The sequence below is a fragment of the Streptococcus phocae genome (genome assembly GCF_001302265.1).
GTDB lineage: Bacteria > Bacillota > Bacilli > Lactobacillales > Streptococcaceae > Streptococcus > Streptococcus phocae.
Window position 1 is genome coordinate 37,903 of record NZ_LHQM01000012.1, and the last position, 25,852, is coordinate 63,754.

24 protein-coding genes are annotated in these 25,852 nt (G+C 39.8%); 19 read left to right on the top strand and 5 right to left on the bottom strand.

Annotation, left to right across the window (positions count from 1 at the left end; all coding sequences use genetic code 11):
• The first annotated feature begins 47 nt into the window (after positions 1-47).
• Positions 48-1,208 (top strand): THUMP domain-containing class I SAM-dependent RNA methyltransferase, encoded by a 1,161-nt coding sequence (locus AKK44_RS04000; RefSeq protein ID WP_054278621.1) that lies wholly within the window; start codon positions 48-50, stop codon positions 1,206-1,208.
• A 5-nt stretch (positions 1,209-1,213) separates the two neighbouring features.
• Positions 1,214-2,659: a cell division site-positioning protein MapZ family protein gene (locus AKK44_RS04005; RefSeq protein WP_054278622.1), complete on the top strand. Its 1,446-nt coding sequence runs from the start codon at positions 1,214-1,216 to the stop codon at positions 2,657-2,659.
• A 55-nt stretch (positions 2,660-2,714) separates the two neighbouring features.
• Here AKK44_RS04005 and AKK44_RS04010 read toward each other — a convergent pair whose 3' ends face one another.
• The 3 genes from AKK44_RS04010 to AKK44_RS04020 all read right to left on the bottom strand — a co-directional run bounded on the left by AKK44_RS04010 (position 2,715) and on the right by AKK44_RS04020 (position 5,660).
• Positions 2,715-3,197, bottom strand: a complete 483-nt coding sequence (locus AKK44_RS04010) for an S-ribosylhomocysteine lyase (protein WP_054278623.1) — start codon at positions 3,195-3,197, stop codon at positions 2,715-2,717.
• Between the two features lie 194 nt (positions 3,198-3,391).
• Positions 3,392-4,726, bottom strand: a complete 1,335-nt coding sequence (locus AKK44_RS04015; RefSeq protein WP_037596393.1) for a GntP family permease — start codon at positions 4,724-4,726, stop codon at positions 3,392-3,394.
• A 154-nt stretch (positions 4,727-4,880) separates the two neighbouring features.
• On the bottom strand, positions 4,881-5,660 hold the full coding sequence (locus AKK44_RS04020; protein WP_037596396.1) for a 3-hydroxybutyrate dehydrogenase: 780 nt from the start codon (positions 5,658-5,660) through the stop codon (positions 4,881-4,883).
• 376 nt (positions 5,661-6,036) lie between these two features.
• On the opposite strand from AKK44_RS04020, the gene AKK44_RS04025 reads away from it, so the two are divergent.
• The 14 genes from AKK44_RS04025 to AKK44_RS04090 all read left to right on the top strand — a co-directional run bounded on the left by AKK44_RS04025 (position 6,037) and on the right by AKK44_RS04090 (position 21,410).
• Positions 6,037-6,936, top strand: coding sequence for a LysR family transcriptional regulator (locus AKK44_RS04025; protein WP_054278624.1), 900 nt, complete (start codon positions 6,037-6,039; stop codon positions 6,934-6,936).
• A 115-nt stretch (positions 6,937-7,051) separates the two neighbouring features.
• The gene (locus tag AKK44_RS04030) at positions 7,052-8,662 is read left to right on the top strand and encodes a ribonuclease Y (protein WP_054278625.1); all 1,611 of its coding nucleotides are present in this window, start codon (positions 7,052-7,054) and stop codon (positions 8,660-8,662) included.
• A 106-nt stretch (positions 8,663-8,768) separates the two neighbouring features.
• Positions 8,769-9,395 (top strand): guanylate kinase, encoded by a 627-nt coding sequence (gmk, locus tag AKK44_RS04035; RefSeq protein ID WP_037596404.1) that lies wholly within the window; start codon positions 8,769-8,771, stop codon positions 9,393-9,395.
• Positions 9,396-9,416: 21 nt separating this feature from the next.
• Complete coding sequence (gene rpoZ / locus AKK44_RS04040; protein WP_037596407.1) at positions 9,417-9,734, top strand: DNA-directed RNA polymerase subunit omega; 318 nt, start codon at positions 9,417-9,419, stop codon at positions 9,732-9,734.
• A 69-nt stretch (positions 9,735-9,803) separates the two neighbouring features.
• Positions 9,804-12,188, top strand: coding sequence for a primosomal protein N' (locus tag AKK44_RS04045; RefSeq protein WP_054278626.1), 2,385 nt, complete (start codon positions 9,804-9,806; stop codon positions 12,186-12,188).
• Between the two features lie 64 nt (positions 12,189-12,252).
• On the top strand, positions 12,253-13,188 hold the full coding sequence (gene fmt / locus AKK44_RS04050) for a methionyl-tRNA formyltransferase (RefSeq protein ID WP_054278627.1): 936 nt from the start codon (positions 12,253-12,255) through the stop codon (positions 13,186-13,188).
• Entirely contained in the window at positions 13,178-14,500 is a 1,323-nt protein-coding gene (gene rsmB / locus AKK44_RS04055) for a 16S rRNA (cytosine(967)-C(5))-methyltransferase RsmB (RefSeq protein WP_054278628.1), read from the top strand. Before fmt ends, rsmB begins: the two co-directional genes overlap by 11 nt.
• A gap of 36 nt (positions 14,501-14,536) precedes the next feature.
• Positions 14,537-15,277, top strand: coding sequence for a Stp1/IreP family PP2C-type Ser/Thr phosphatase (locus tag AKK44_RS04060; RefSeq protein WP_037596415.1), 741 nt, complete (start codon positions 14,537-14,539; stop codon positions 15,275-15,277).
• Entirely contained in the window at positions 15,274-17,163 is a 1,890-nt protein-coding gene (gene pknB / locus AKK44_RS04065; RefSeq protein ID WP_054278629.1) for a Stk1 family PASTA domain-containing Ser/Thr kinase, read from the top strand. Before AKK44_RS04060 ends, pknB begins: the two co-directional genes overlap by 4 nt.
• A 127-nt stretch (positions 17,164-17,290) precedes the next feature.
• Positions 17,291-17,983: a cell wall-active antibiotics response protein LiaF gene (gene liaF / locus AKK44_RS04070; RefSeq protein WP_054278630.1), complete on the top strand. Its 693-nt coding sequence runs from the start codon at positions 17,291-17,293 to the stop codon at positions 17,981-17,983.
• Positions 17,980-19,005 (top strand): envelope stress sensor histidine kinase LiaS, encoded by a 1,026-nt coding sequence (locus AKK44_RS04075; protein WP_054278631.1) that lies wholly within the window; start codon positions 17,980-17,982, stop codon positions 19,003-19,005. Before liaF ends, AKK44_RS04075 begins: the two co-directional genes overlap by 4 nt.
• Positions 18,977-19,618, top strand: a complete 642-nt coding sequence (locus AKK44_RS04080) for a response regulator transcription factor (RefSeq protein WP_054278632.1) — start codon at positions 18,977-18,979, stop codon at positions 19,616-19,618. Before AKK44_RS04075 ends, AKK44_RS04080 begins: the two co-directional genes overlap by 29 nt.
• Positions 19,619-19,653: 35 nt before the next feature.
• A complete protein-coding gene (locus tag AKK44_RS04085; RefSeq protein ID WP_054278633.1) occupies positions 19,654-21,054 on the top strand; it encodes a bifunctional Cof-type HAD-IIB family hydrolase/peptidylprolyl isomerase in 1,401 nt (466 codons plus the stop codon).
• The gene (locus tag AKK44_RS04090; RefSeq protein ID WP_054278634.1) at positions 21,054-21,410 is read left to right on the top strand and encodes a S1 RNA-binding domain-containing protein; all 357 of its coding nucleotides are present in this window, start codon (positions 21,054-21,056) and stop codon (positions 21,408-21,410) included. Before AKK44_RS04085 ends, AKK44_RS04090 begins: the two co-directional genes overlap by 1 nt.
• A gap of 84 nt (positions 21,411-21,494) precedes the next feature.
• Here the strand turns inward: AKK44_RS04090 and cysK are convergent, their stop codons facing one another.
• Entirely contained in the window at positions 21,495-22,424 is a 930-nt protein-coding gene (cysK, locus tag AKK44_RS04095; protein WP_054278635.1) for a cysteine synthase A, read from the bottom strand.
• A gap of 116 nt (positions 22,425-22,540) precedes the next feature.
• Positions 22,541-23,188, bottom strand: coding sequence for a YigZ family protein (locus AKK44_RS04100; RefSeq protein ID WP_054278636.1), 648 nt, complete (start codon positions 23,186-23,188; stop codon positions 22,541-22,543).
• A gap of 55 nt (positions 23,189-23,243) precedes the next feature.
• On the opposite strand from AKK44_RS04100, the gene AKK44_RS04105 reads away from it, so the two are divergent.
• The 3 genes from AKK44_RS04105 to hpf all read left to right on the top strand — a co-directional run bounded on the left by AKK44_RS04105 (position 23,244) and on the right by hpf (position 25,829).
• Positions 23,244-24,566, top strand: a complete 1,323-nt coding sequence (locus AKK44_RS04105) for a DEAD/DEAH box helicase (protein ID WP_054278637.1) — start codon at positions 23,244-23,246, stop codon at positions 24,564-24,566.
• A 262-nt stretch (positions 24,567-24,828) separates the two neighbouring features.
• On the top strand, positions 24,829-25,206 hold the full coding sequence (locus AKK44_RS09225; protein ID WP_236686653.1) for a ComF family protein: 378 nt from the start codon (positions 24,829-24,831) through the stop codon (positions 25,204-25,206).
• 74 nt (positions 25,207-25,280) lie between these two features.
• The gene (gene hpf, locus AKK44_RS04115) at positions 25,281-25,829 is read left to right on the top strand and encodes a ribosome hibernation-promoting factor, HPF/YfiA family (protein WP_054278639.1); all 549 of its coding nucleotides are present in this window, start codon (positions 25,281-25,283) and stop codon (positions 25,827-25,829) included.
• The last annotated feature ends 23 nt before the right edge of the window (positions 25,830-25,852 follow it).

Sequence of the window (25,852 nt, forward strand, 5' to 3'; positions counted from 1 at the left end):
TAAGCTAGCATATGCTAGCTTTTATTTGATTAAAAAGAAAGATAAACATGAAAGAAAATTTTAAATTAGTAGCAACAGTAGCAGCAGGCTTAGAGTCGGTAGTTGGAAAAGAAGTCAAGGCACTTGGTTTTGACTGTCAGGTAGAAAATGGCAAAGTTTATTTCGAAGGGGACGTTGAGGCTATTGCTAAAACCAATCTTTGGCTACGAGCAGCTGACCGCATCAAGATTATTGTTGGTCAGTTTCCAGCAAAAACGTTTGAAGAATTGTTTCAAGGGGTTTTTGCATTGGATTGGGAGAATTACTTGCCATTAGGAGCTAAATTTCCTATTTCTAAAGCAAAGTGTGTGCGATCAACCTTGCATAATGAGCCGAGTGTTCAGTCAATCACCAAAAAAGCTGTGGTTAAAAAATTGCAAAAGCATTTCCACAGACCAGAAGGGGTTCCGCTTCAAGAAATTGGTGCCGAATTTAACATTGAGGTGTCTCTACTTAAAGACCAAGCAACAATCATGATTGATACTAGCGGTTCTAGCTTGTTCAAGCGTGGTTACCGTATTCAAAAAGGCGGAGCTCCAATCAAAGAAAACATGGCAGCTGCTATCTTAGCACTATCAAACTGGTACCCAGACAAGCCTTTGGTTGATCCAACTTGTGGTTCAGGGACCTTTTGCATTGAGGCAGCTTTAATTGGAATGAACATTGCACCAGGATTTAACCGTTCTTTTGCCTTTGAAAGCTGGAATTGGGTAGACAAGGATGTTGTTCAAAAAGTTCGCGATGAAGCAGAACAAGCAGCCAATTATGACATTAAGTTGGACATTTCAGGCTTTGATATTGATGGGCGAATGATTGATATTGCTAAAAGCAATGCTCAAGAAGCGGGGCTTTCGGATGTGATCACATTCAAACAAATGCGTCTACAGGATTTCCAGACAGATAAACTAAATGGAGTCATCATTTCAAACCCTCCATATGGAGAAAGGTTGCTTGATGACAAAGCAACTGACATTTTGTATAATGAAATGGGAACGATATTTGCAGCATTAAAAACATGGAGCAAATTCATTCTTGCAAGCGATGAACAGTTTGAGAAAAAATACGGCCAAAAAGCCGATAAAAAACGTAAGCTTTACAACGGTACTCTTAAAGTTGATTTGTATCAATTTTACGGAGAAAGGGTAAAACGTCATCTGATAGAGAGGTAAAAAACGTGTCAGAAGAAAGCAAAGATTTTGAATTAGAAGAGTCTCAAGCGCTAGGTTTGAAAGAAGCTCAAAAGCTAACAGTTGGTGAGGCCGTTCGCAAAGATTATGAATTAAAAGCTGGTATTACCAAAGATGATAGCATTTTGGACAAATATATCAAACAACACCGAGATGAGGTCTCATCTCAAAAGTTTGATACCAAATACTTAGATTTGGATACCGCGACTTTAGATAATTTTATTAAAAAGCAACGAGAAGAACTGGCTAAGTCTGGTCTAGTAACGAGCGACGAAGTGATTCTTGATGAAGATCAGGATGTGCCTCAGGAGCCTGCCCTAGATACAGAAGATTTAACAGAAACAGTTGTTGCGACGGATCTTCCAATTCAAGAAGAACCTGTTATCATACCAGAAATGGTTCATCAAGCAGAAACACAAGAGCTAGATGAAGATGACAACAGTGGACTTTTGGGAAGCTCTCGAAAAGATTACCATCGAAAAACTCCTAAAAAAGGACTATTGCTGGTTCTTTTAGGGGTATTAGTGATCATTTTAGTGTTGGTTTATTACAAGAGCCACTCAGCAAGCTCAAATAAGCAAATAGAAAAACCATCGCAGTCGTTATCAACTCAAAAGAGCAAGACAGCCAAAAAAGATGCCAAGCTAAAAGCTGAGGTCAAAGATTTTAACGAAAAGTATCAAGCTTTTTATACAGACGCCACAAAGACAAAACTCAAAAATAGTGAATTTGCTAAGTTGCCAGAACTCGAAACTGCCTTAAAAGCATTAAAGGGCTCTGCTTATTATCCTAAGGCTAAAGAACAGTTTGACACTTTGAAAAAGCAAGTAACAGCTATCCAGGCAGTCAATGAACAGTTTGTGACAGGTGTGATTGTAGATGGGGAAAAAGTGGCAGCTGATGTGAAGCCAGGTGCTAATTTTGACCAGTTGGACAGCTCGACTTTGAGTACTGGAAGCGCGAGTCTTGATTCGCTCTTGCAATCAAGCATCACAGAGGGGCGTAAACAATTAACTGACAGGGCAGCTCAACCATCTAAAGAGCAGCAAACTCCCCAAGCGCAGGCACCTCAGGTGTCACCAGCTCCAAGTGAGCCAGTTTCGCCAGTTGTTGGCTATGGCATAACTAACTATGACCCATCAACGTTGCAAAGAGACTTGTCGCGTGTGCCATATCATCAGGGCATGATTGCTGATAAGGGAAATCCAGCATGGGCATTTAACCCAGGTGTTTTGGAAAAAATTGTTGCGACGTCTCAGGCCAGAGGCTATATTTCAGGTAATCTTTATATTTTAGAGCCTGTTAATATCATCAACGGCAATGGTTACTATAACATGTTTAAGCCTGATGGAACTTATCTATTTTCTATTAACTGTAAGACAGGTTATTTCGTTGGAAATGCCAGAGGGCATTCAGACGCTTTGGATTACTAATGATGACTATTAAAACACCAAAAAAGACCCGTTCAAAGAACGGGTCTTTTTATGATTAAATAACCTGACGGGTAAACGGGTCATCAGAAATGCCTTGGCTGAGGATGACTTGTGCCCATTCCTTGGCTGCAAATAAGCTGTGGTCTTTGTAATTGCCACAAGATTCAATTGTTGTTCCAGGAACGTCTTCCCAAGTGATGCCTGTAGCAATTTCTTCTAGGCTCGATTTAATGACTTTGGCGATATCGGTTGAGCTGTGTTTGCCCCACATCATTAAATGAAAGCCAGTGCGACAACCAAAAGGCGAACAGTCAATCATGCCGTCGATACGTTGGCGAATCAATTTAGCTAGCAAATGTTCGATGGTATGAAGACCCGCTGTTTCAATAGAATTTTGATTGGGTTGCACTAAGCGAACATCAAAATTAGTAATCACATCTCCCTTAGGACCAAATTCTTCAGAAATGAGACGGACGTAAGGGGCTTTCACAATAGTATGGTCAAGTTCAAAACTTTCAACAATAACTTCTTTTGTCATAAGAGACTCCTTTTTATTTCTATTAGTATCATAGCATATTTTAAAGGGGGAGGAAACGCTTGGAGACTTGCGAAGTTCTTTTAATGCCCCCTCCTTCTAGTTCGAACCTTCAAAAAAGCCCTTGAGACTAGGTTCAGAGAAACAGATAGCGTTTCTGAACCAGATAGAATCAATGGCTTGGTTTCGTCTTGTGATTAAGACATAAGCATATTAGTTAAGATAATGATGAAGAGTGCTACTGAGGTACTGCCTGCAACAGAGATAAAGGTCTCTTTAAACCCAGTTTTATGAGTTAGGCCAGTGAGTGATAAGAAAGTTAGTAACACACCACTCTGAGGGACCACAGTAAAAATGTTAGAGGCAATAGCCGACACTCGGTGAATCATTTCAGGATCGAGCCCTTTATCTAGGTAAAATTGAGCAAAGTTAGGTAGTACAATCCCCAAAGAGCCAGATGAAGAGCCGGTGACAGCAGTGATTGATGAGGTTAACACTGTCAAGCTAATTAAAGGATCTCCTGGAAGGTTCAAAATGAGCTTAGAAAAGACGTTAAACCCTACAGAAGTCACGACAACAGAGCCAAAGGCAACGGCAGCACCTGTTGCAAAAATAGGATTAATAGAAGCCACAGCCCCCAAATTAATGGTTTTTAAGGTTTCTGGGATAAAGTTTTTAAAGAGAACAATGGCTAGTAAGATAGCAACAATCAGTGCAATATAGATAATGTTTTTCTTTAAAAACTCTCCTCCAAAGATACTACCTCCTAAGGCAATCGCAATCAGCAGTGCTAACGGTGCGATACTTGGCAGAAAACTTGGCAATTCTCTTTCTTCGATACTGTTGTCAGTATCTAGAGCGTAAGTGGCATAGGTTTCGCCTCGAGCGATACTTTTATTGAGGCAGTATTTCATGTATAGCAATCCGAAAATCACACAGCCCACAGACCCTAACAAACTAGGGATAGCAGCAGCAGTTAGAGATGTGTTTAAGTATTGGATTGGGATAACGTTTTGAATCGCAGGGGTACCAGGTAATATGGTCATGGTAAATGTAGCAATTCCTAGCCACAAGGGTGACTGAATCAAGTGCCATGACAAATCGATTTTTTTGAAAAGGCTGCGCGCTAACGGTAATACCGCAAACATAACCACAAATAAACTAATACCACCATAAGTCAAGATAGAGCTGATGATGAAAATAGCAACCATGATTTTGTATGGGCTATCGTGCCCCACTTTGTTTAAGATATAATTAGCAATGGCAGTTGTTGCTCCACTAGCTTCCATTAACTTGGCTAAGATAGAGCCGAGCAGGAAAACAGCAAAGTAATTTAAGATGTAGCCTGATAGTGCGCCCATGTATTGGTTGGCACCATTTCCCAGTAAAGTGGTCACAGGGTCCATTTGATTAAATAAGATTACAATTGCTGTTGCTAAAGGAGCCGCAACGAGAATGTTAATCTCTTTTAGTGCAAAATAAATAATGGCTATGATGGCTAGCAAGACACCAATAGAACCTAAAATTTCCATAAAACTTTTCTCCTTTTTGCCGTTAACATAAGGAAATGGGGCTAGGCTAGCACTGCTATCAGTAGCTGATGAAACATCAGTCACTGAGATTGGGCTTTTTGAGAACAAGTCCAAGGTTGCAGGCTAAGCTAGTCCCATTTTGTCATATTAATAATTATTGAGCGGTGTAGCCACCATCTAGGATGCAGGCTTGACCAGTCACTCCTTTAGCCTTATCGCTAGCAAGGAATGAAACGTAGTCAGCGATTTCTTGGACATCAATGAGTCGTTTTTGTGGCACAAGTGGATATAGGACTTGCTCTAAAACATTTTCAAGTGGAATATTACGTGTCTTAGCAAGATCTTCAAATTGTCCACGCACGAGTGGTGTGTCAACATAACCTGGGCAGACAGCGTTGACAGTGATGCCAGAGTCAGCGCCCTCAAGAGCCGTTACTTTAGTCAATCCTAAGAGCCCATGTTTAGCTGAGTTATAAGCTGATTTTCCAGCAAAACCAATAACACCATTGATAGAAGCCATGTTAATCACGCGACCGTGTTTTTGAGCTTTCATAGTTGGGAAGGCACGCTTAATTGCGATAAATGGTGCTGTTAACATGATTTTAATCATGAATTCAAATTTTTCAACAGGGAAATCTTCAATCATTGAAACGTGTTGCAAGCCGGCATTATTCACAAGGATATCAATACGGCCGTATTTTTCTACAACAGCATCAATAGCAGCATTGATGGCGTCTTCGCTGGTTACATCACAAACCAAACCAAAGGCATCATAGCCATCTTTAGTGTAAGCAGCTACAACCTCGTCTAACTTGTCTTTGTTAATATCTGAAAAGACAACTGTTTTATCTTCTTTTAGGAATGTTTCACCAATTTGTTTGCCAATACCGCTTGCTGCTCCTGTAATAAATACAACTTCTTTAGAATGACTCATTATAATTTCCTCACATCTTTTGATTTTATCTTTTTCGATTGTGTTCAGTAGTTAGAACCCTTAGTTAAAAGGTCTTTGGGATACTTCTTTGAGAGTATCTTTTTTAGTATTAGCACCCGTCTATTTTAGGCATGAAGCCTAAAATGCGAATGCTTAAAATGATGGTAGGTTCCATCAGGAAACTCATCCTCGATATAGAAAGCGCTTTCTATATTTCTAAGATACCATATTTTTAATCATAAAAAAATATAGATATTTTATAAGTCTATAAATTTTTTTGATAGCAATCAAAATAGATTTTCAAGTCAACTTGTGTCATAATGATGGTTGAGCGATACTCCAATACAAAATGGGTAATGATTAAGGTGGTGTTTTTTTGGACATTAAACAAATACGATATTTTTTAGCTATCGTAGAGAGTCATTTTAATTTAAGTCAAGCAGCAGAGCTTCTCTATGTTTCTCAGCCGACGCTTAGTATGATGATTAAAGATTTTGAAAAAAGAGAAGAAGTTAAGCTTTTCAAACGTAAAAGAGGGCGCATTGTTGGGCTGACTTATCTGGGTGAAAACTACTACAGGGATGCTCAAAATGTGATTCAACTCTACGATGAGATGTTTCTGAGCTTGCATGAGCAGTCCAAAGGACTAAAAGGTTCTATCAATATTGGGATTCCGCCCTTGATTTTGTCGGCGGTTTTTTCTGAGGTCATGCCAAAGCTCATACTAGAAAATCCCGGAATCCACTTTAACATTAAAGAAATTGGGGCTTATAATTTAAAAAACGAGCTTTTGCTTGGAAATGTTGACATTGCAGTATTGCTATCACCGATTGGAATTCCAGAAAATCTGGTTGAAACCTATGAAATCCAACGGTCAGAATTATCAGTCTACCTGTCTCCTTTGCACCGATTAGCCAGCAAAAAGATTATTAAGTGGCAAGATCTAAACAATGAAAAACTAGCCTTATTTGATACGTCATTTATGGTGCATCATTTGGTGTTAGATACCTGCGAGCGCCAGCACGTCAGACCAGACATCGTGCTAACCTCGGCGTCATGGGATTTTATGTTGAATTCTACAAAAATTAATCACAACATTATGACCATTTGTCCAAAACCCATCACAGATATTTACCAGTTGAAGGACATTGTCTGCATCCCGATGGAACATCCGATTGTGTGGCGCGTGGTGCTGACACGCTTGCAAAAAGAAAGCTACTCAGAGATTGAGTCTTACATCATGGACTCTTTGGTGCAATCTTTTTTGAAAGAATAAAAGCAAACACGATAACTGTCTAAGGGGTGGCTGATTATTGTCTAAAACCTTATTTTGTGGTACACTAAGAGATGGCTTTCTATTTAAGAAAACTAAAATATATTGAGGTAAAGACATGTTATATAATATTGTATTATTAATTGTTTGCGCCCTCATTGGTTTATTTTTAGGCTATGTGCTGATTTCGCTAGGACTCAAGTCCTCGAAAGAAGCAGCAGAGCTGACTCTTTTAAACGCAGAACAAGATGCTGTTGACATTCGTGGCAAGGCTCAAATTGAAGCTGAGCACATTAAAAAAACAGCACAACGAGAAAGTAAAGCAAACCGTAAAGAATTACTTTTAGAAGCAAAAGAAGAGGCAAGAAAATATCGTGAAGAGATTGAACAAGAATTCAAATCTGAAAGACAAGAGCTAAAGCAACTAGAAACACGTTTAGCAGAACGTGCGCTAACTCTTGATCGTAAAGATGAAAACTTATCAAGTAAAGAAAAAGTACTAGATAGTAAAGAACAAAGTCTGACCGATAAATCTAAACACATTGATGAGCGACAAACACAAGTTGAAAAACTTGAAGTAGAAAAACAAGCAGAACTTGAAAGAGTTGCTGCAATGACTATTGCGGAAGCACGCGAAGTGATTTTGATGGAAACAGAACAAAAATTGTCCCACGAAATCGCAACACGTATCCGTAACGCAGAGCGTGATATCAAGGATAGAGCCAATAAAACGGCTAAAGACTTGCTCGCACAAGCCATGCAACGACTAGCTGGCGAGTATGTAACAGAGCAGACCATTACCAGTGTTCATCTTCCTGATGACAACATGAAGGGTCGCATTATCGGTCGTGAAGGCCGCAACATTCGTACCTTGGAAAGTCTGACTGGGATTGATGTGATTATTGATGATACTCCAGAAGTTGTCGTGTTGTCAGGATTTGATCCGATTCGTCGTGAGATTGCTCGGATGACTTTAGAGTCTCTCATTGCTGATGGTCGTATCCATCCAGCTCGCATAGAGGAGCTGGTTGAGAAAAACCGCCTTGAAATGGATAACCGCATTCGTGAATACGGTGAGGCAGCAGCTTATGAGATTGGTGCACCAAACCTCCATCCAGATTTGATAAAAATCATGGGACGTTTGCAATTTAGAACATCCTTTGGGCAAAATGTCCTTCGCCACTCAGTTGAGGTTGGTAAACTAGCTGGTATTTTAGCTGGTGAGCTAGGAGAAAACGTTGCTTTGGCACGCCGAGCAGGTTTCTTACATGATATCGGTAAGGCTATCGACCGTGAAGTCGAAGGCAGTCACGTTGAAATTGGAATGGAATTTGCGCGCAAGTACAAAGAACACCCAGTTGTCATCAATACGATTGCAAGCCATCACGGAGACGTCGAGCCAGACTCAGTTATCGCTGTTCTTGTCGCTGCTGCTGATGCACTTAGCTCAGCCCGTCCAGGTGCCAGAAACGAATCGATGGAAAACTATATCAAGCGATTGCGTGATTTAGAAGAAATCGCGACAAGCTTTGATGGTGTGCAAAACAGCTTTGCCCTTCAAGCAGGTCGAGAGATTCGCATCATGGTTCAACCTGAGAAAATATCTGATGACGAAGTAGTGATTCTATCGCATAAAGTTAGAGAAAAAATCGAAAACAACCTGGATTATCCAGGAAATATAAAAGTCACTGTTATTCGTGAAATGCGAGCAGTTGACTATGCCAAATAAAAGAGGAATTTTTCCTCTTTTTCTTTCCCTTGGCCATTCACAATTATCTTGAAAAACGATGGTCTTTTTGATAAACTAGTAAAAAGCAACTAATAAGGAGAATGTAATGTCTGAACGCGGTTTGTTAATCGTTTTTTCTGGCCCTTCTGGTGTCGGAAAAGGAACGGTACGACAAGAAATTTTTTCAACGCCAGATCATAAGTTCGAGTATTCTGTCTCTATGACAACTCGTCCTCAAAGACCAGGTGAAGTTGATGGGGTTGATTATTTCTTCCGCACACGTGAAGAATTTGAAGAACTGATTAAAAACGGTCAAATGTTAGAATATGCAGAGTATGTGGGCAATTATTATGGCACGCCTCTGAGCTATGTCAATGAAACGTTAGATAAGGGCATTGATGTCTTTTTAGAAATTGAGGTCCAAGGGGCCTTGCAAGTCAAATCAAAAGTTCCGGATGGCGTCTTTATTTTCTTAACGCCACCAGACTTAGCAGAGTTACAAGATCGTTTAGTTGGACGCGGCACAGACAGTCAAGAAGTCATTGCTCAGCGTATTGAGCGAGCAAAAGAAGAAATAGCTCTGATGCGAGAGTATGATTACGCTGTTGTCAACGACCAAGTACCCCTTGCTGCAGAGCGTGTTAAACGAATTATTGAAACAGAACATTTCCGTGTCGAGCGTGTCATTGGTCGCTATGACAACATGATTCAGACGACCAAACCTCTCCGATGATAAATAGAAAAGAGCAATGCCATGATGTTAAAACCTTCAATTGATACCTTACTTGATAAAGTTCCTTCAAAATATTCCCTTTGTGTGTTACAAGCAAAACGTGCTCATGAATTGGAATCAGGGGCTAAGCCAACACAAGGCTTCAAATCTGTAAAATCAACGTTACAAGCACTAGAAGAAATTGAATCAGGAAATGTCGTGATTCATCCTGACCCTTCAGCAAAGCGTGCAGCGGTTCGTGCAAAAATTGAAGCCAAACGATTAGCCAAAGAAGAAGAAGAGCGCAAAATCAAAGAACAAATCGCTAAAGAAAAAGAAGAAGAAGGAGAAAAAATCTAAGGTTGATAAAATCTTAGGTTTTTTCATATTGTACCACCCAGATGAGACCGTCAGAGAAAGGAGGTCCAAATGGAAAAAACAGCCCAAGTTATCGTTGATATCCCTTTGATGCAAACAGATAAACCCTTTTCTTATCGCATTCCCAAAGACCTTGTCGCCTTTGTTCAAGAAGGGTCTCGTGTTCACGTTCCTTTTGGGAAAGGTAATCGTTTAGTCCAAGGGTTTGTTATTGGGTTTGATCATCAAGAAGCAGAACCTTTAAAATCAATCGCGGCTTTATTAGATGTTGAGCCAGTATTAAATGCAGAACAGCTAGCTTTGGCTGATCAATTACGCCAGACGGTATTTTCTTATAAAATAAGCCTCTTAAAAGCTATGATTCCAAGCCTGCTGAATTCTCAGTATGATAAAATACTCACGCCCCAACCAAGTTTAGATGCAGATCAGCGAGCCCGCCTTTTTGCAAATAAGCCTTCCCTTCTTTATTCTCAGTTAACACCCGAACAAGAAAAACAGATATTAAAGGTCATTCACTTAAAGCAGGTTTCCGTAACTTACGTGGCAAAGGACAAGAAAACCATTAAAGTTGAAAAGCATTATCATCCACAACCTGTATCGTTGATGGCACACACCATTTCAAATCGTGCCAAGAAAAAACAAGCCTTAAAAGATTACCTGCTGAACAACACTGCTGAAGGAAAGCTGGCAGATTTGTATAAAGACTATTCACGAGACGTTGTGGCTTATTTTATCGAAAATGGCCTCATAACTATTGAGGAACGTCACATTAATCGTAGCGACATGTACTTTGAAGACGTTGCTCCTTCTTCTTTTTTGAAACTAAATTCAGAGCAAGAAGCAGCTGTTACTAGCATTGTCAGTCAAATCGGTCAAGTGTCAGATCCTTTTTTGATTGAGGGGATTACAGGATCAGGAAAAACGGAAGTTTACCTTCATGTGATTGAACAAGTATTAGAGCAAGGCAAAACAGCTATTGTTTTAGTTCCTGAAATTTCTCTGACGCCACAAATGACCTATCGATTTATTTCGCGATTTGGCAAACAGGTAGCCATTATGCATTCAGGTTTATCAGATGGCGAGAAATTTGACGAATGGCAAAAGATAAAGACAGGTCAGGCTCGGGTTGTTGTCGGTGCTCGTTCTGCGATTTTTGCACCGCTTGACAATATCGGTGCCATTATTATTGATGAGGAACATGAAGCCTCCTACAAACAAGAATCTAGCCCCCGCTATCATGCTAGAGAGGTTGCACGCATTCGAGCAAAGACCCATAAAGCTGTTTTAGTTATGGGGTCTGCCACTCCGAGCATTGAAAGCAGAGCTCGTGCTAGTCGAGGACGTTATCATTTTATCCAATTAACCAGCCGCGCCAACCCTTTAGCCAAAGTGCCCCAAGTCCATATTGTTGATTTTAGAGATTATATCGGCCAACAAGAAGTCAGCAACTTTACCCCATATTTGCTAGAGAAAATCAATGACCGTCTTGCTAAAAAAGAACAGGTTGTTCTCATGTTGAATAGGCGAGGGTACTCTAGTTTTATCATGTGCCGAGATTGTGGCTATGTGGATAATTGCCCTAATTGTGATATTTCGCTGACCCTACACATGGACACTAAAAGCATGAATTGTCATTACTGTGGCTTTCAAAAAGCGATTCCGCATAGTTGTCCTAATTGTCACAGCAAAAGCATCCGCTACTATGGAACAGGGACGCAAAAAGCTTATGATGAGTTAAAAGAAGTTCTTCCAGAGGCGAGAATTCTTAGGATGGATGTCGACACCACTCGTAAAAAAGGAAGTCACGAAGCCATTTTAAATCAGTTTGGCAACCAAGAAGCAGACATTTTGCTAGGAACTCAAATGATTGCTAAAGGCTTAGATTTTCCCAATGTTACTTTGGTAGGTGTCTTGAATGCCGACACTTCCTTACATTTACCTGATTTTAGGGCTTCTGAAAAGACTTTTCAATTGCTGACACAAGTAGCGGGACGGGCAGGACGTGCTCATAAACCTGGTGAGGTACTGATTCAGACCTACAATCCTGAGCACTATGCGATTCAATTAGCTAAACAGCAAGATTTCGAGGCTTTTTACGCTTATGAAATGAGCATTCGCCGCAAGATGGCCTATCCTCCTTATTATTTTACCGTAGGGATAACCTTGTCGCATCGCTCAGTAGACGAAGTCACCCAAAAAGCATATGAGGTCAGGTCACTGTTGACCGAAAACCTTTCTGACCAGATTAAAATCCTAGGACCCACTCCAAAACCAATCGCAAGAACGCATAATTTATACCATTATCAGATTATTCTTAAGTACCGATTTGAGGACCACCTAGAAGAAACCTTAAACCAGGTGTTGGACTGGAGCCAAGAGCCAGATAATCGTGAGTTAAAAGTGATTATCGACCAAGAACCACAAAGTTTTATGTAGGCTTAATGTCATGAGGCTACAGTAACCTATGATATAATGAACAAAAAGATAAAAGAGGACATCAATGACAAAAATAATATTCATGGGAACTCCAGAGTTCTCAGCGACTGTTTTGAGAGGGTTGTTACAAGACCCTTCTTACGATATTGTGGCAGTGGTTACACAGCCTGATCGTGCAGTCGGTCGTAAAAAAGAAATTAAAATGACTCCCGTCAAAGAACTGGCATTGGAACACGGCTTACATGTTTTCCAACCTGAGAAATTATCAGGCTCTCAGGAAATGACCGACATCATGGCACTAGGAGCAGATGGCATTATCACAGCGGCTTTTGGGCAGTTTTTACCCACATCGCTGTTGAACGCTGTCGCATTTTCACTTAATGTCCATGCGTCGTTATTGCCTAAATATCGCGGGGGAGCCCCAATTCATTACGCCATTATTAATGGCGAAGCCGAAGCGGGCGTGACCATTATGGAAATGGTTAAAGAAATGGATGCTGGAGACATGGTTTCTAAAGCGAGCACAGCTATTCTTGACAGTGATAATGTCGGAACACTGTTTGAGAAACTGGCAATTATAGGGAGGGATTTGCTTCTTGAGACCTTGCCAGCTTACTTGTCAGGAGAGCTCAAAGCCACTCCTCAAGACGCCAGTCAAGCGACGTTTTCACCTAACATCACTCCAGAAGAAGAACGGTTAGATTGGTCAAAACCATCACGCGATGTTTTTAATCACATCAGAGGGATGAACCCGTGGCCTGTTGCGCACACCTTATTAGACGGTCAGCGTTTCAAGATTTATGAAGCTGACCAAGCAGATGGCAGTGGCGCTCCTGGTCAAATTATTGAAAAAACGAAAAAGGCATTAGTTGTTGCAGCAGGAACTGGTGCGATAGCCTTGCGGGTGGTACAGCCAGCCGGGAAACCTAAAATGTCCATTACTGATTTTTTAAATGGCATCGGTAGAAAACTTGAAGTGGGTGATTACTTTGGCAGATAACTGGAAAAGACTAGCACGTGGCAAGGCCCTCCTTGTCGTAGAAGACATATTTGACAATGGCGCTTACTCCAATTTGGCCCTTCATCAGGAATTAAGTAACAACTCCTTAAATGATAGAGACAGAGCCCTAGTAACAGAAATTGTATATGGCACGGTATCGCGAAAAATTAGTTTAGAGTGGTATCTCGCTCACTATATTGAAGACCGTGATAAGTTAGACAAGTGGGTTTATTACCTATTGCTGATGAGTCTGTACCAGATCATCTACCTCGACAAGGTGCCAACACATGGCATCGTTAATGACGCTGTTAACATCGCCAAAAGCCGAGGTAAAAAAAGAGGGTCAGAAAAATTTGTTAATGCCATTTTACGTCAAGTAACTGGCAAACCTTTACCCGATATGACCAGTATTAAGCGTCAAAACAAGTATTACTCTGTTAATTATTCTCTGCCAATTTGGCTGGTAAAAAAACTGATTGAGCAATTTGGAAATGACAGAGCTGTTGCCATTATGGAGAGTCTTTTTGTTAGAAATAAAGCTAGTATGCGCGTGATTAATCCTGAACAATTAGAGGCCATCAAAGAAGCAACTGGGGCTGATCAGTCATTGCTTGCGCCGAGTGGTCTGACTAAGAGTTCTGGGCATTTTGCAGCGAGCGATTATTTTATCAATGGCGACATTACGATACAAGATGAAACAAGCCAGTTGGTGGCACCGACTCTCGCGATTCAAGGCGACGAAACCATCTTAGACGCTTGTAGCGCTCCAGGCGGAAAAACGGTTCACATGGCATCTTATTTGACTAGTGGCAAGGTTATCGCTCTAGATTTATATGAGCATAAGTTGGCATTGGTGAATGATGCTGCCAAGCGTTTAGGCTTATCAGAACGTATTGAAACCAAGCTTATGGATGCTAGACAGGTTCATGAACAGTTTCCTAAGGATTCATTTGACAAGATATTAGTGGACGCTCCTTGTTCGGGGATTGGTCTGATCCGACGCAAACCAGATATAAAATATAACAAGGACAGCCAAGACTTCGCAAAATTGCAGGAAATCCAATTAGAGATACTATCTAGTGTTTGTCAAACCTTGAGAAAAGGTGGTATAATAACCTATAGCACTTGTACCATTTTTGACGAAGAAAATGGACAAGTCATTGAAAAATTTTTACAAAGTCATCCTAATTTTGAACAAGTAAAACTAGACCATACACAAGCAGATATTGTCAAGGATGGTTGTCTTATTATCACACCAGAACAATACCAGACTGATGGCTTCTTTATTGGGCAAGTCAGACGAGTCTTGTAGTATTTAGGAGGAAACTGACCTAGTCAGAGAAAACATATGAAAATTTCATTAAAAACCGACATTGGGCAAAAGCGCTCAAATAATCAAGATTTTATCAACAAGTATGACAACAAATCAGGAATCACTTTAATTATTCTAGCAGACGGTATGGGTGGGCATCGAGCAGGAAATATTGCCAGCGAGATGACTGTTACTGACCTAGGAAAACAATGGGTTAATACGGACTTCACAGAATTAGATCCAATAAAAGACTGGTTGTTTGAGGCTATTGAAACTGAAAACCAACGTATCTATGAATTAGGCCAATCAGAAGACTATAAAGGAATGGGAACAACCGTTGAGGCTGTTGCTTTGATTGGCAACACTGCTCTTTATGCACATATCGGAGATTCACGCATTGGACTCGTCCGTGATGGGGATTATGCGTTACTAACGAGCGATCATTCTTTGGTCAATGAATTGGTCAAGGCTGGTCAAATCACCGAAGAAGAAGCAGCTGTTCATCCACAAAAAAACATCATTACCCAATCTATTGGTCAGGCCTCTCCTTTGGCTCCTGATTTAGGAATTACAGAGTTAGAAACTGGCGATTATTTAGTAGTGAATAGCGATGGTCTTACCAATATGATTTCAAATCCTGAAATTGTTGAGATTTTGAATCGAGACATCAGTTTGGATGAGAAAAATCAAGCGTTGATTGATTTGGCTAACCTAAGAGGAGGTTTAGATAACATCACTGTTGCTTTGGTTCATAACGAAAGCGAGGAAGCAGAATGATTCAGATTGGCAAGTTATTTGCTGGTCGTTATCGCATTCTGAAATCTATAGGCCGAGGTGGTATGGCGGATGTTTATTTAGCCAATGATTTGATTCTGGACAATGAAGACGTTGCCATTAAGGTATTACGAACGAATTATCAAACAGATCAGGTGGCAGTTGCTCGTTTCCAACGAGAAGCGCGCGCCATGGCTGAACTTAATCATCCTAATATTGTTGCCATTCGCGACATAGGTGAAGAAGACGGACAGCAATTTTTAGTAATGGAGTATGTTGACGGTTCTGATTTGAAGAAATATATTCAAGATCACGCTCCACTCTCCAATAATGAAGTGGTTAGAATCATGGAAGAAGTACTGTCAGCCATGACTTTAGCCCATCAAAAAGGGATTGTTCATAGAGATTTAAAACCTCAAAACATCCTCTTGACCAAATCAGGCATTGTCAAGGTGACAGATTTTGGGATTGCGGTGGCTTTTGCAGAAACTAGCCTTACCCAAACCAACTCTATGTTAGGGAGTGTTCATTACCTATCACCTGAGCAGGCGCGTGGTTCTAAAGCAACAATTCAAAGTGACATCTATGCGATGGGAATCATGCTGTTTGAAATGTTAACAGGACATATCCCTTACGATGGAGATAGCGCTGTAACGATTGCCTTGCAGCATTTCCAAAAACCACTGCCTTCTATCATTGAAGAAAACCACAACGTCCCACAAGCTTTGGAAAACATTGTGATTCGGGCGACCGCTAAAAAATTAAGCGACCGTTACGCTTCGACGTTTGAAATGAGCCGAGATTTGATGACTGCTTTGAGTTATAACCGCAGTCGAGAGCGCAAGGTTATCTTTGAAGATTCAGATAGCACAAAAACATTACCGAAGGTGACTCCTACTCCCAATATTACTCCCAAAAAACCAAGTGATATGGGAGCGACCACAGAAAGTCGACTTGAGCAAAGCAAACAAATGGATAGCCTTCAAAAACCACATAAAAAGAAGAAAAAGAATCGCTTTTTGGGCATTCTCCTAAAAATGCTTTTTGCTTTCTTTATAGTTGGTGTTGCGTTATTTGCTTATTTAATTTTGACAAAACCGACTTCTGTAAAGGTTCCTGATCTTTCAGGATCAAGTCTCAAAGTAGCGAAAAAAGACCTAGAAAGTTTAGGGCTAAAAGTTGGCACGGTTCATCAGGTTGAGAGTGACACCGTTGCTGAGGGAGACGTGGTTAAAACTGATCCTCAGGCAGGAACCGTAAAACGCCAAGGCTCTAAAGTGAATCTTTATCTATCTATTGGTAAAAAAGGTTTTGAAATGGAGAATTACAAAACTCAAAACTATGAGGCGGTTATCAGTAACCTGGTTGAGACCTATGGTGTGCCTCGTTCCAAAATCAAAATAGAGAAAATTGTTACTAATGAATATGAAGAAAATACAGTCATTAGCCAGTCTCCTAGCGAAGGAGAGAAGTTTAATCCAGACGGTAAATCTAACATTACTTTGAGCATAGCTGTTAGCGATACAATTATTATGCCGATTGTAATAGAATCTACCTATGCTGAAGCGGTAAACACCTTAACAGCTCTTGGTATTGATCCTCACCGCATCAAAGTGTACGCCCCAAGTACAGCATCAACAACAGGCTATGTCCAAGTGCGTTCACCAAATACTAAGACTAAAGTAAGTGGACAGAGTCCTTATTATGGCACTCAAATCAGCTTGTCAGAAAAAGGAGAGATTAGTCTATACCTCTATCCTGAAGAAACAAGCCCTTCGAGCAGCTCATCTAGCTCTCAGTCATCCAGCTCAAGCTCCTCAGGTCAAGATAATGGTTCAACCAGTCAACCAGAATTATCACCACCAGAGAAGACCGAGCCTACCCCTTAGTATTAAAAACATACCTAGTTTTTCTGTTTTTCAAGCAGCTGACTAGGTATTTTTTTGACGTCTGATTGCACAAAGCTGAATTTCTATTTATTTTTTGATAAAATAACAAGAGAATGGAAGGGGTCTAATGAAAAAATTTCAATTCTTTCTACTTGTAGAATGCCTGCTGTTAGCCATGGGAATTATGACCATTTTGGCTGATGATTTATCAAGTTTTATCTTGATTTTAGTCTTAATTCTGTTAGCGTTACGCTTTTACAATCAAGATAGTCGGAACAATTTCTTGTTAACGGTTAGTCTACTCTTGCTTTTTCTGATTTTCATGCTAAATCCTTACATCATTCTAGCTGTGCTTTTGGGAATAGCCTATATTGTCATTAATCATTTTTCGCAAGTGAAGAAAAAAAATCGTTTTGCTTTAATTCGTTTTAAAGAAGAAGAAATCAATGTCAAACAGGTTAAAAATCAATGGCTTGGTGCTGCCAGCTATGAAAGTGATTATTACTCATTTGAGGACATCAACATTATCCGCATGTCAGGTAACGACACTATTGATTTAACCAATGTGATAGTAACTGGTATGGATAACGTGATTGTGATTCGTAAAATATTTGGAAACACAAAAATACTTGTTCCAATTGATGTTGCGGTGACACTAGACGTGAGTTCTATTTATGCCAGTGTTGATTTTTTTGACTTGCAAGAATACGACTTGAGAAATGAGTCCATTAAATTAGGAAAAGCGACAGGCAAAAGCCTCAAGAAAGTCAAAATCATTATCAGCACAATAGCAGGAAACGTCGAGGTGGTAAGGCGATGACAAAACGGCACTATGTTATGGTATGGTTATACTCTAGTATTACCATATTATCTATTGTATTTGTTGTTATGGATAACTTAGGGATTACCATTGACTACTTGTTGAGTAACCTTTGGTTACTCGAGCGCTTGGTATTTTCCGTATTACTGCTGATTATTTCAGTAACCCTCTTATTGTTATTATTATGGATTCTATTGGACGATAATAGCAAACGAACTGTTAATCAAAATTTGAGACGGATTCTCAACAATCAAACCATTTCACTCGAAGCGACCTCTGAAATTAATGTTAATTTGACCAGGTTATCTGAAAAAATGGCACATTTGACAAGCAATTTGCAAAAAAAAGAAAGTGCCTATATCTTAGACAGCCAAAAAATTGTGCAACAAGAGCGCAAACGCATAGCTAGAGATTTGCATGACACGGTCAGTCAAGAATTGTTTGCGTCATCCATGATTTTATCGGGTGTTTCCATGAGTATGGAACATCTAGACAAAGAACAACTGCAGACGCAATTGGTGACAGTTGAAGCCATGCTCCAGAACGCTCAAAACGATTTAAGGATTTTATTACTACACTTACGACCAACCGAATTAGCAAATCGGACGTTGTCGGAAGGGTTACAGATGATTTTAAAAGAACTGACCGATAAAAGTGACATAGAGGTCGTCTACAAAGAAAATATCCACACTTTACCCAAAGCGATGGAAGACAATTTGTTTCGGATTGCCCAAGAATTTATTAGCAACACGTTAAAGCATGCAAAAGCTAGTCGTTTGGAAGTTTATCTCAATCAAACATCAACCGAGCTACAATTGAAAATGATTGATAACGGAATTGGCTTTGACATGGATCAAGTGAGAGATCTGAGCTATGGTCTTAAAAATATTGAAGATCGTGTAGCAGACTTAGCAGGAACAATTGCTTTGATTAGTCAAGAAGGAAAAGGCGTTTCGATGGATATTCGATTGCCAATAGTAAGGGAGAAAGATAATGAATCACATCAAAGTAATACTCGTTGATGATCACGAAATGGTAAGGATGGGTCTCAAAAGCTTTTTGAATTTACAACCTGACATTGACGTTATTGGCGAAGCTTCAAACGGTCGTGAGGGCATTGAGATGGCCTTTGACTTAAAACCAGATGTATTGGTGATGGACCTTGTTATGCCAGAAATGGATGGCGTAGAAGCAACCCTTGAGATTTTAGATAAATGGAAAGAAGCCAAAGTTTTGGTGTTGACGTCATATCTCGATAATGAAAAAATATACCCTGTCATCGAAGCTGGGGCCAAAGGCTATATGCTCAAAACATCTAGCGCAGCCGAAATTTTAAATGCTATCAGAAAAGTCGCGAAAGGAGAATTGGCTATTGAGACAGAAGTGGATAAAAAAATAAAAGCCCACAATCAATATCCTGACCTCCACGAAGAATTAACTGCCAGAGAACGAGACATCTTGCAACTATTAGCTAAAGGTTACGATAACCAGACCATTGCTGATGAGCTGTTTATATCGCTGAAAACCGTAAAAACACATGTTTCAAATGTTTTATCAAAATTGCAGGTAGATGATCGCACCCAGGCTGTGGTTTATGCTTTCCAACATCATTTAGTGCCCCAGGATGACAAATAATGTTATAATATTGGTATCTATTAATGGAGGACAGTATGGACGCAAAACTAAAATATAAAGCAAAGAAAATTAAAATGGTTTTCTTTGATATAGATGATACTTTGCGGGTGAAAGATACAGGATATATGCCCGAATCAATCCAACGCGTTTTTAGTCAGCTCAGGGCAAAGGGTATTTTAATCGGTATCGCTTCTGGACGTGCAAGGTACGGTGTCCCAGAAGAAATACAGGACTTAGATGCAGACTATTGCGTGAAACTAAATGGTGCGTATGTGAAAGATAATAAGAAAAATATTATTTTTCAAGCGCCTATTCCAGCAGACATTGTAACGCGATACAAACAATGGGCAGATGAGGTTGGTATCTACTATGGCATGGCAGGCCGCCACGAAGCTGTCTTGTCGACTCGCAATGACATGATTACAAATACCATTGATCACGTTTATTCACAGCTAGAAGTTTGTCCAGATTATAATCACAAACACGACGTTTATCAAATGTGGACATTTGAGGACCAAGGGGATGCATTACAATTACCAGATGATTTAGCTGATCACCTTCGATTGGTTAGATGGCATGATAACTCTTCAGATGTGGTCTTAAAAGGCACGTCAAAAGCCTTAGGAGTTTCTAAAGTTGTTGAACATCTGGGCTTGAAACCAGAAAATATCCTGGTTTTCGGAGATGAATTAAACGATATCGAGTTATTTGACTATGCTGGCATTAGTATCGCCATGGGAGTATCACACCCATTATTGCAGGAAAAAGCAGATTTTATCACTAAAACAGTTGAAGAAGATGGCATCTTGTATGCCTTGGAGGAATTAGGAATGATTGAAAAAGAACACCATTTTCCACAAATGGAATTAGAAACCGTTGAAGGACCAACCGCTATCATCAAAACCAATCATGGAGAGATGACTTTGAAGCTCTTTCCAGAGCACGCGCCGAAAACAGTTGCTAACTTTATAGGTTTAGCTAAAGAAGGCTACTATGCTGGCATTATTTTCCATCGGGTAATACCAGAGTTCATGATTCAAGGTGGCGATCCGACAGGAACTGGCATGGGTGGTCAATCCATCTATGGCGATAGTTTTGAAGATGAATTTTCTGATGAGTTGTATAACCTTCGTGGTGCTCTATCTATGGCTAACGCCGGACCAAATACCAACGGTAGCCAATTTTTCATCGTGCAAAATTCAAAAATCCCTTATGCTAAAAAAGAATTGGAACGTGGCGGCTGGCCAGCTCCAATTGCTGCAGCCTATGCTGAACAAGGTGGAACACCACATTTAGATAGACGTCATACTGTGTTTGGTCAATTAGCGGATGCTTCTTCTTTTCAAACACTAGATAAGATTGCAGCCGTTGAAACAGGTGCTCAAGACAAACCTAAACAAGATGTTGTGATTGAGACAATTGAGGTCATTGATTAATGAAAATTGGCGACAAACTGTGCGGAACTATTACAGGGATTAAGCCGTATGGTGCTTTTGTTGCCCTCGAAAATGGAACAACAGGACTTATTCATATTTCAGAAGTCAAAACAGGCTTTATTGATAATATTAATCAAGTTTTAAACATAGGTGAAAAGGTAAGGGTTCAAGTCATTGACTATGATGAGTTTAGCTACAAAGCTAGCCTGTCATTGAGAACTCTAGAAGAAGGAAAGCATTATTTCCCTCAGCGACATCGCTTTTCAAACAATCGTCATAAAATTGGCTTTAAACCTTTTGAACAGCAGTTACCTCGGTGGGTTAAAGAAAGTCTTTCCTACCTTAAAAGGAAATAGGTTTTTTACGGTAGTTACCTTTTTGAACAGCATTGCCACCATATAACTAAAAAACAGCCACGTTTTAAACGTAGCTGTTTTTTATTATGCATTGAAATCAAATAAACTTGTTGATAAGTAGCGTTCTCCGTTGTCAGGAAGTACAGTTAAAACTTTCTTTCCTTTTCCTAACTCTTTAGCCACCTGAAGCGCTGCGTAGATAGCAGCACCAGAAGATATCCCAACGAGAAAACCATCTGTTGCTCCAATTGAACGTCCTGTCGCCAAAGCATTTTCTGACGAAACACGGATGATATTGTCATAGGCATCAGTATCTAAGGTGTCTGGAATAAAGCCAGCTGAAATTCCTTGTATTTTATGGGGACCTGGTTTTTCTCCTGACAAAACAGCAGATTCATCTGCCTCAACAGCATAGATAGCAATATCAGGATTAGCTTTTTTCAACACATGTGAAACTCCAGAGATAGTTCCTCCAGTACCAACACCTGAAACAAAAGCATTGAGCCCTGTCGGTCCAAAGGCCTCTAGTATTTCTTGACCAGTTGTCTCTTCGTGTACCTTTGGATTAGCTGGATTCTTAAATTGTGATGGTGACCAAGCTCCTTTTTCGATTTCAATTTCTTTAGCTTTGGCGATGGCACCTTTCATCCCTTCGGTACCTGGCGTTAAGACCAGCTGTGCACCATAGGCTTGGATAATATGACGCCTTTCAATACTCATGGTCTCAGGCATAACAATGATAACGTGATATCCCTTAGCAGCTCCAACCCAAGCCAAACCAATACCGGTATTACCGCTTGTTGGTTCAACAATAGTATCTCCCGGTTTAATTAGCCCTTCTTTTTCAGCGGTTTCAATCATCGCCAAAGCAATACGGTCTTTAACAGATGAACCCGGGTTAAACGATTCTAGCTTGACATAGACATCGGCGATGCTTTCTGGACTGTTGTTTTTTAACTTAATGATGGGTGTACGCCCAACCAATTCAGTGATATTAGTGTATATATTAGTCATGATATTACCTCTTTTACTATTGACGATTAATATTATCTAACCTAAAGTATAAGAATATTTTTAGCCAAAGTAAAATAGTAAATTGTTATCACAGTGATAGTTAAGAATTATCAGGTTTATTGAAGTGTTCCTGGGGAAATCACAACATCAATAATCTGAGATGGTATGGTTTTAAGACTGACTTTGCCGTGGTAATAATCGATGAGAGCCTTAGAAATTAGTTCTTTACGCTCTGGGTCAAAATAAATGAGTGTACGGACTTGCTCAGCAAATTGAGTATCAGTCTCTACTAATCCCTCTTGTTCCAAAAAGGTTGAGTAGACTTGATATTGTGGATAAGATAAAGTTAACTCTAATCCAGCTTGTTCTTTGACTTGCACAATGCCAACTGCCTCGATAGCCTCACTAGTGACACCGCCATAAGCACGAATTAAACCACCCGTGCCTAATTTGACCCCACCAAAATAGCGCGTGACAACAACCACAAGATTGGTGAGCCCTTGTTTTTCTAAAACAGATAACATGGGCACTCCAGCAGTGCCAGATGGTTCTCCGTCATCGCTAGAGCGCTTGATGTGACTTTTTTCACCTATGATCATAGCAGAGCAAGAATGAGTGGCTTTATAGTGTTTCTTCTTAATAGCAGCAATAAAAGCTTTGCCCTCTTCTTCAGTAGTGATGCGTTTTAGTTGGCAAATAAAACGAGATTTTTTGATTTCTTTTTCCAAAGAGCCGTCAGCCATAATTGTTTGATAGTTTTCCATAAGAAAAGTTTACAAAAAAACAAGAAAATAAGCAAAAAAAATCGAATATCCAAGTATGGAAGATAAGGATGTAATATATGGACGTTTATGGTTAAAAGGTCACTTACCAGATGACATAGAGCACACAGCCGATGCGATAGAGAGCACTTATCAGAAAAATAGGAGGTTATATTGTCAACGGTGTAGTGCTCTGATGGAAACCAAGAATCAGTTACCATCTGGCGCTTACTACTGTCGCAGTTGTATTGTTTTTGGGCGTAACCAATCAGATCGTCCCCTCTATGCTGTAAAACCCAAAGAATTTCCAAAAGGGGATTATCTTAATTGGCAAGGACAACTCACAACATACCAATCAGAAGTATCAAGAGCATTACTGACGAATATGAAACAGCAAAAGAACAGTTTGGTTCATGCAGTCACAGGTGCTGGAAAAACGGAAATGATTTATGCAGCGATTGCAGAAGTTGTTAACACGGGTGGTTGGGTGTGCCTTGCTAGTCCGAGAATTGATGTTTGTATAGAATTAAAAAAGCGGCTATCTCGCGATTTTTCGTGTCCAGTGTGTCTAATGCATGCAGATTCCGAGGCCTACCACCGCGCCCCAATCATTGTCGCAACCACTCACCAGTTAATGAAATTTTACAGAGCTTTTGATTTGCTAATTATTGATGAGGTGGATGCTTTTCCCTTTGTTGGGAATCGCTCCCTTCAATACGCATCAGAACAAGCTTTAAAGTTAGATGCAGTCAAAATTTTACTGACGGCTACCTCGACTAGCGAACTAGAGCAGCAAGTAGCCAATAAAGAGCTTGAAAAATTAACCTTGGCAAGACGTTTCCATGGCAAACCGCTCATTGTGCCAGAGTTTAAATTGCTGCTTTCCATGACAAAACACTTAAATCAGAAAAAAATACCAAAATCTTTTGTGAAACTAATTGCCCAACAACGAAAAACGACCTACCCGCTCTTAATCTTTTTTCCCATCATTGAACTTGGTGAACAATTTGCTGAATTGCTCAAAACGTATTTCCCTAAAGAAGCAATAGGCTACGTTTCCAGCCAATCTGAAAACCGACTCGAAACCGTAGAGAGGTTTCGTCACGGTGATATTGGTATATTGGTTTCAACCACAATTTTGGAGCGAGGGGTCACATTTCCAAGGGTAGATGTTTTTGTGGTCTTAGCAAATCATAAGGTTTTTAATGCCGCCAGCTTAATACAAATTGCAGGTAGGGTAGGTAGATCATTAGAACGTCCAGAAGGGCAACTGCTTTTTATTCATGAAGGCATCACAAAAGCAATGAAAAAGTCTGTTAAAGAAATAAAGCTTATGAACCAAAAAGGGTATTCCAATGAACTGTCTACTGTGCCGAACTGATTATCACGAAAAAATAACTATAACTGATATTTTTTTGATGAAAAACCACAAAACCTATGCTTGCCCACCTTGCCAAAATAGTTTTCAAAAAGTAAAAAGCGATTCGTGCCCTAGCTGTGGTAAAAGCAACCAAAAAAAGCAGTGTCAGGATTGCTTAGACTGGGAAAAACAAGGCCTCCGTGTCGAGCATAGAAGTTTATATAGATACAATTTAGCAATGAAAGACTATTTCAATCAATATAAGTTTCAAGGAGACTATTGTTTGAGAATGCTTTTTGCTAAAGAACTATCCCAAATAATCACAAAAGACTACAAGGGTTATTTACCTGTTCCAGTCCCCATAAGTCCAGAACGAATGGATGTAAGGTGTTTTAATCAAGTGACAGCTATTTTGGAGGCAGGAAATATTAAGTATGGCAATTTATTTGAGCGCACTGGGAGTCTCAAAAAATCTAGCAAAACAAAAAAAGAAAGACTGCAAATGAGTTCCAGTTACCGCTTGCTTCCGAACTGCTCCTTACCAGAACGCATCTTATTAATTGATGATATCTATACTACAGGTAGCACAATAATGGAACTAAAAAGACAGTTATTGGCAAAAGGGTGTCAGGAGATTAAAAGCTTATCAATTGCACGTTAAAACTTGCAAATTTTCATGAAAGCGGTATAATAGTATTAACCAAAGCGTATTATACGCAAGAAAAGAGGTGTCTTATGATTAAATTTAGTATTCGTGGAGAAAACATCGAAGTAACAGAAGCAATTCGCGACTATGTAGAATCAAAACTTGCCAAAATCGAAAAGTATTTTATCGAAGAACAAGAAATAGATACACGTGTTAACCTAAAGGTTTACCGTGAAAAAACGTCTAAAGTTGAGGTAACAATTCCTTTGGGTTCAGTAACCCTTAGAGCAGAAGACGTTTCACAAGACATGTATGGCTCTATTGATTTGGTTGTTGATAAAATTGAGCGCCAAATTAGGAAAAATAAAACCAAAATTGCCAAAAAACATCGTGAAAAAATTCCAACAGGACAAGTCTTCACAAAAGAGTTCGAAGCAGAACAATTTGATGAAAGCCCAGAAGTAAGAGTTGTTCGGACCAAACAGGTTACTTTGAAGCCGATGGATATCGAAGAAGCTCGCTTACAAATGGAATTGTTAGGACATGACTTCTTCATCTATACAGATGCTGCTGATGGAGAAACCAATATTCTTTATCGCCGTGAAGATGGTAATTTAGGACTAATCGAAGTAAATTAATTTAAATAACAAGAATACAAAAG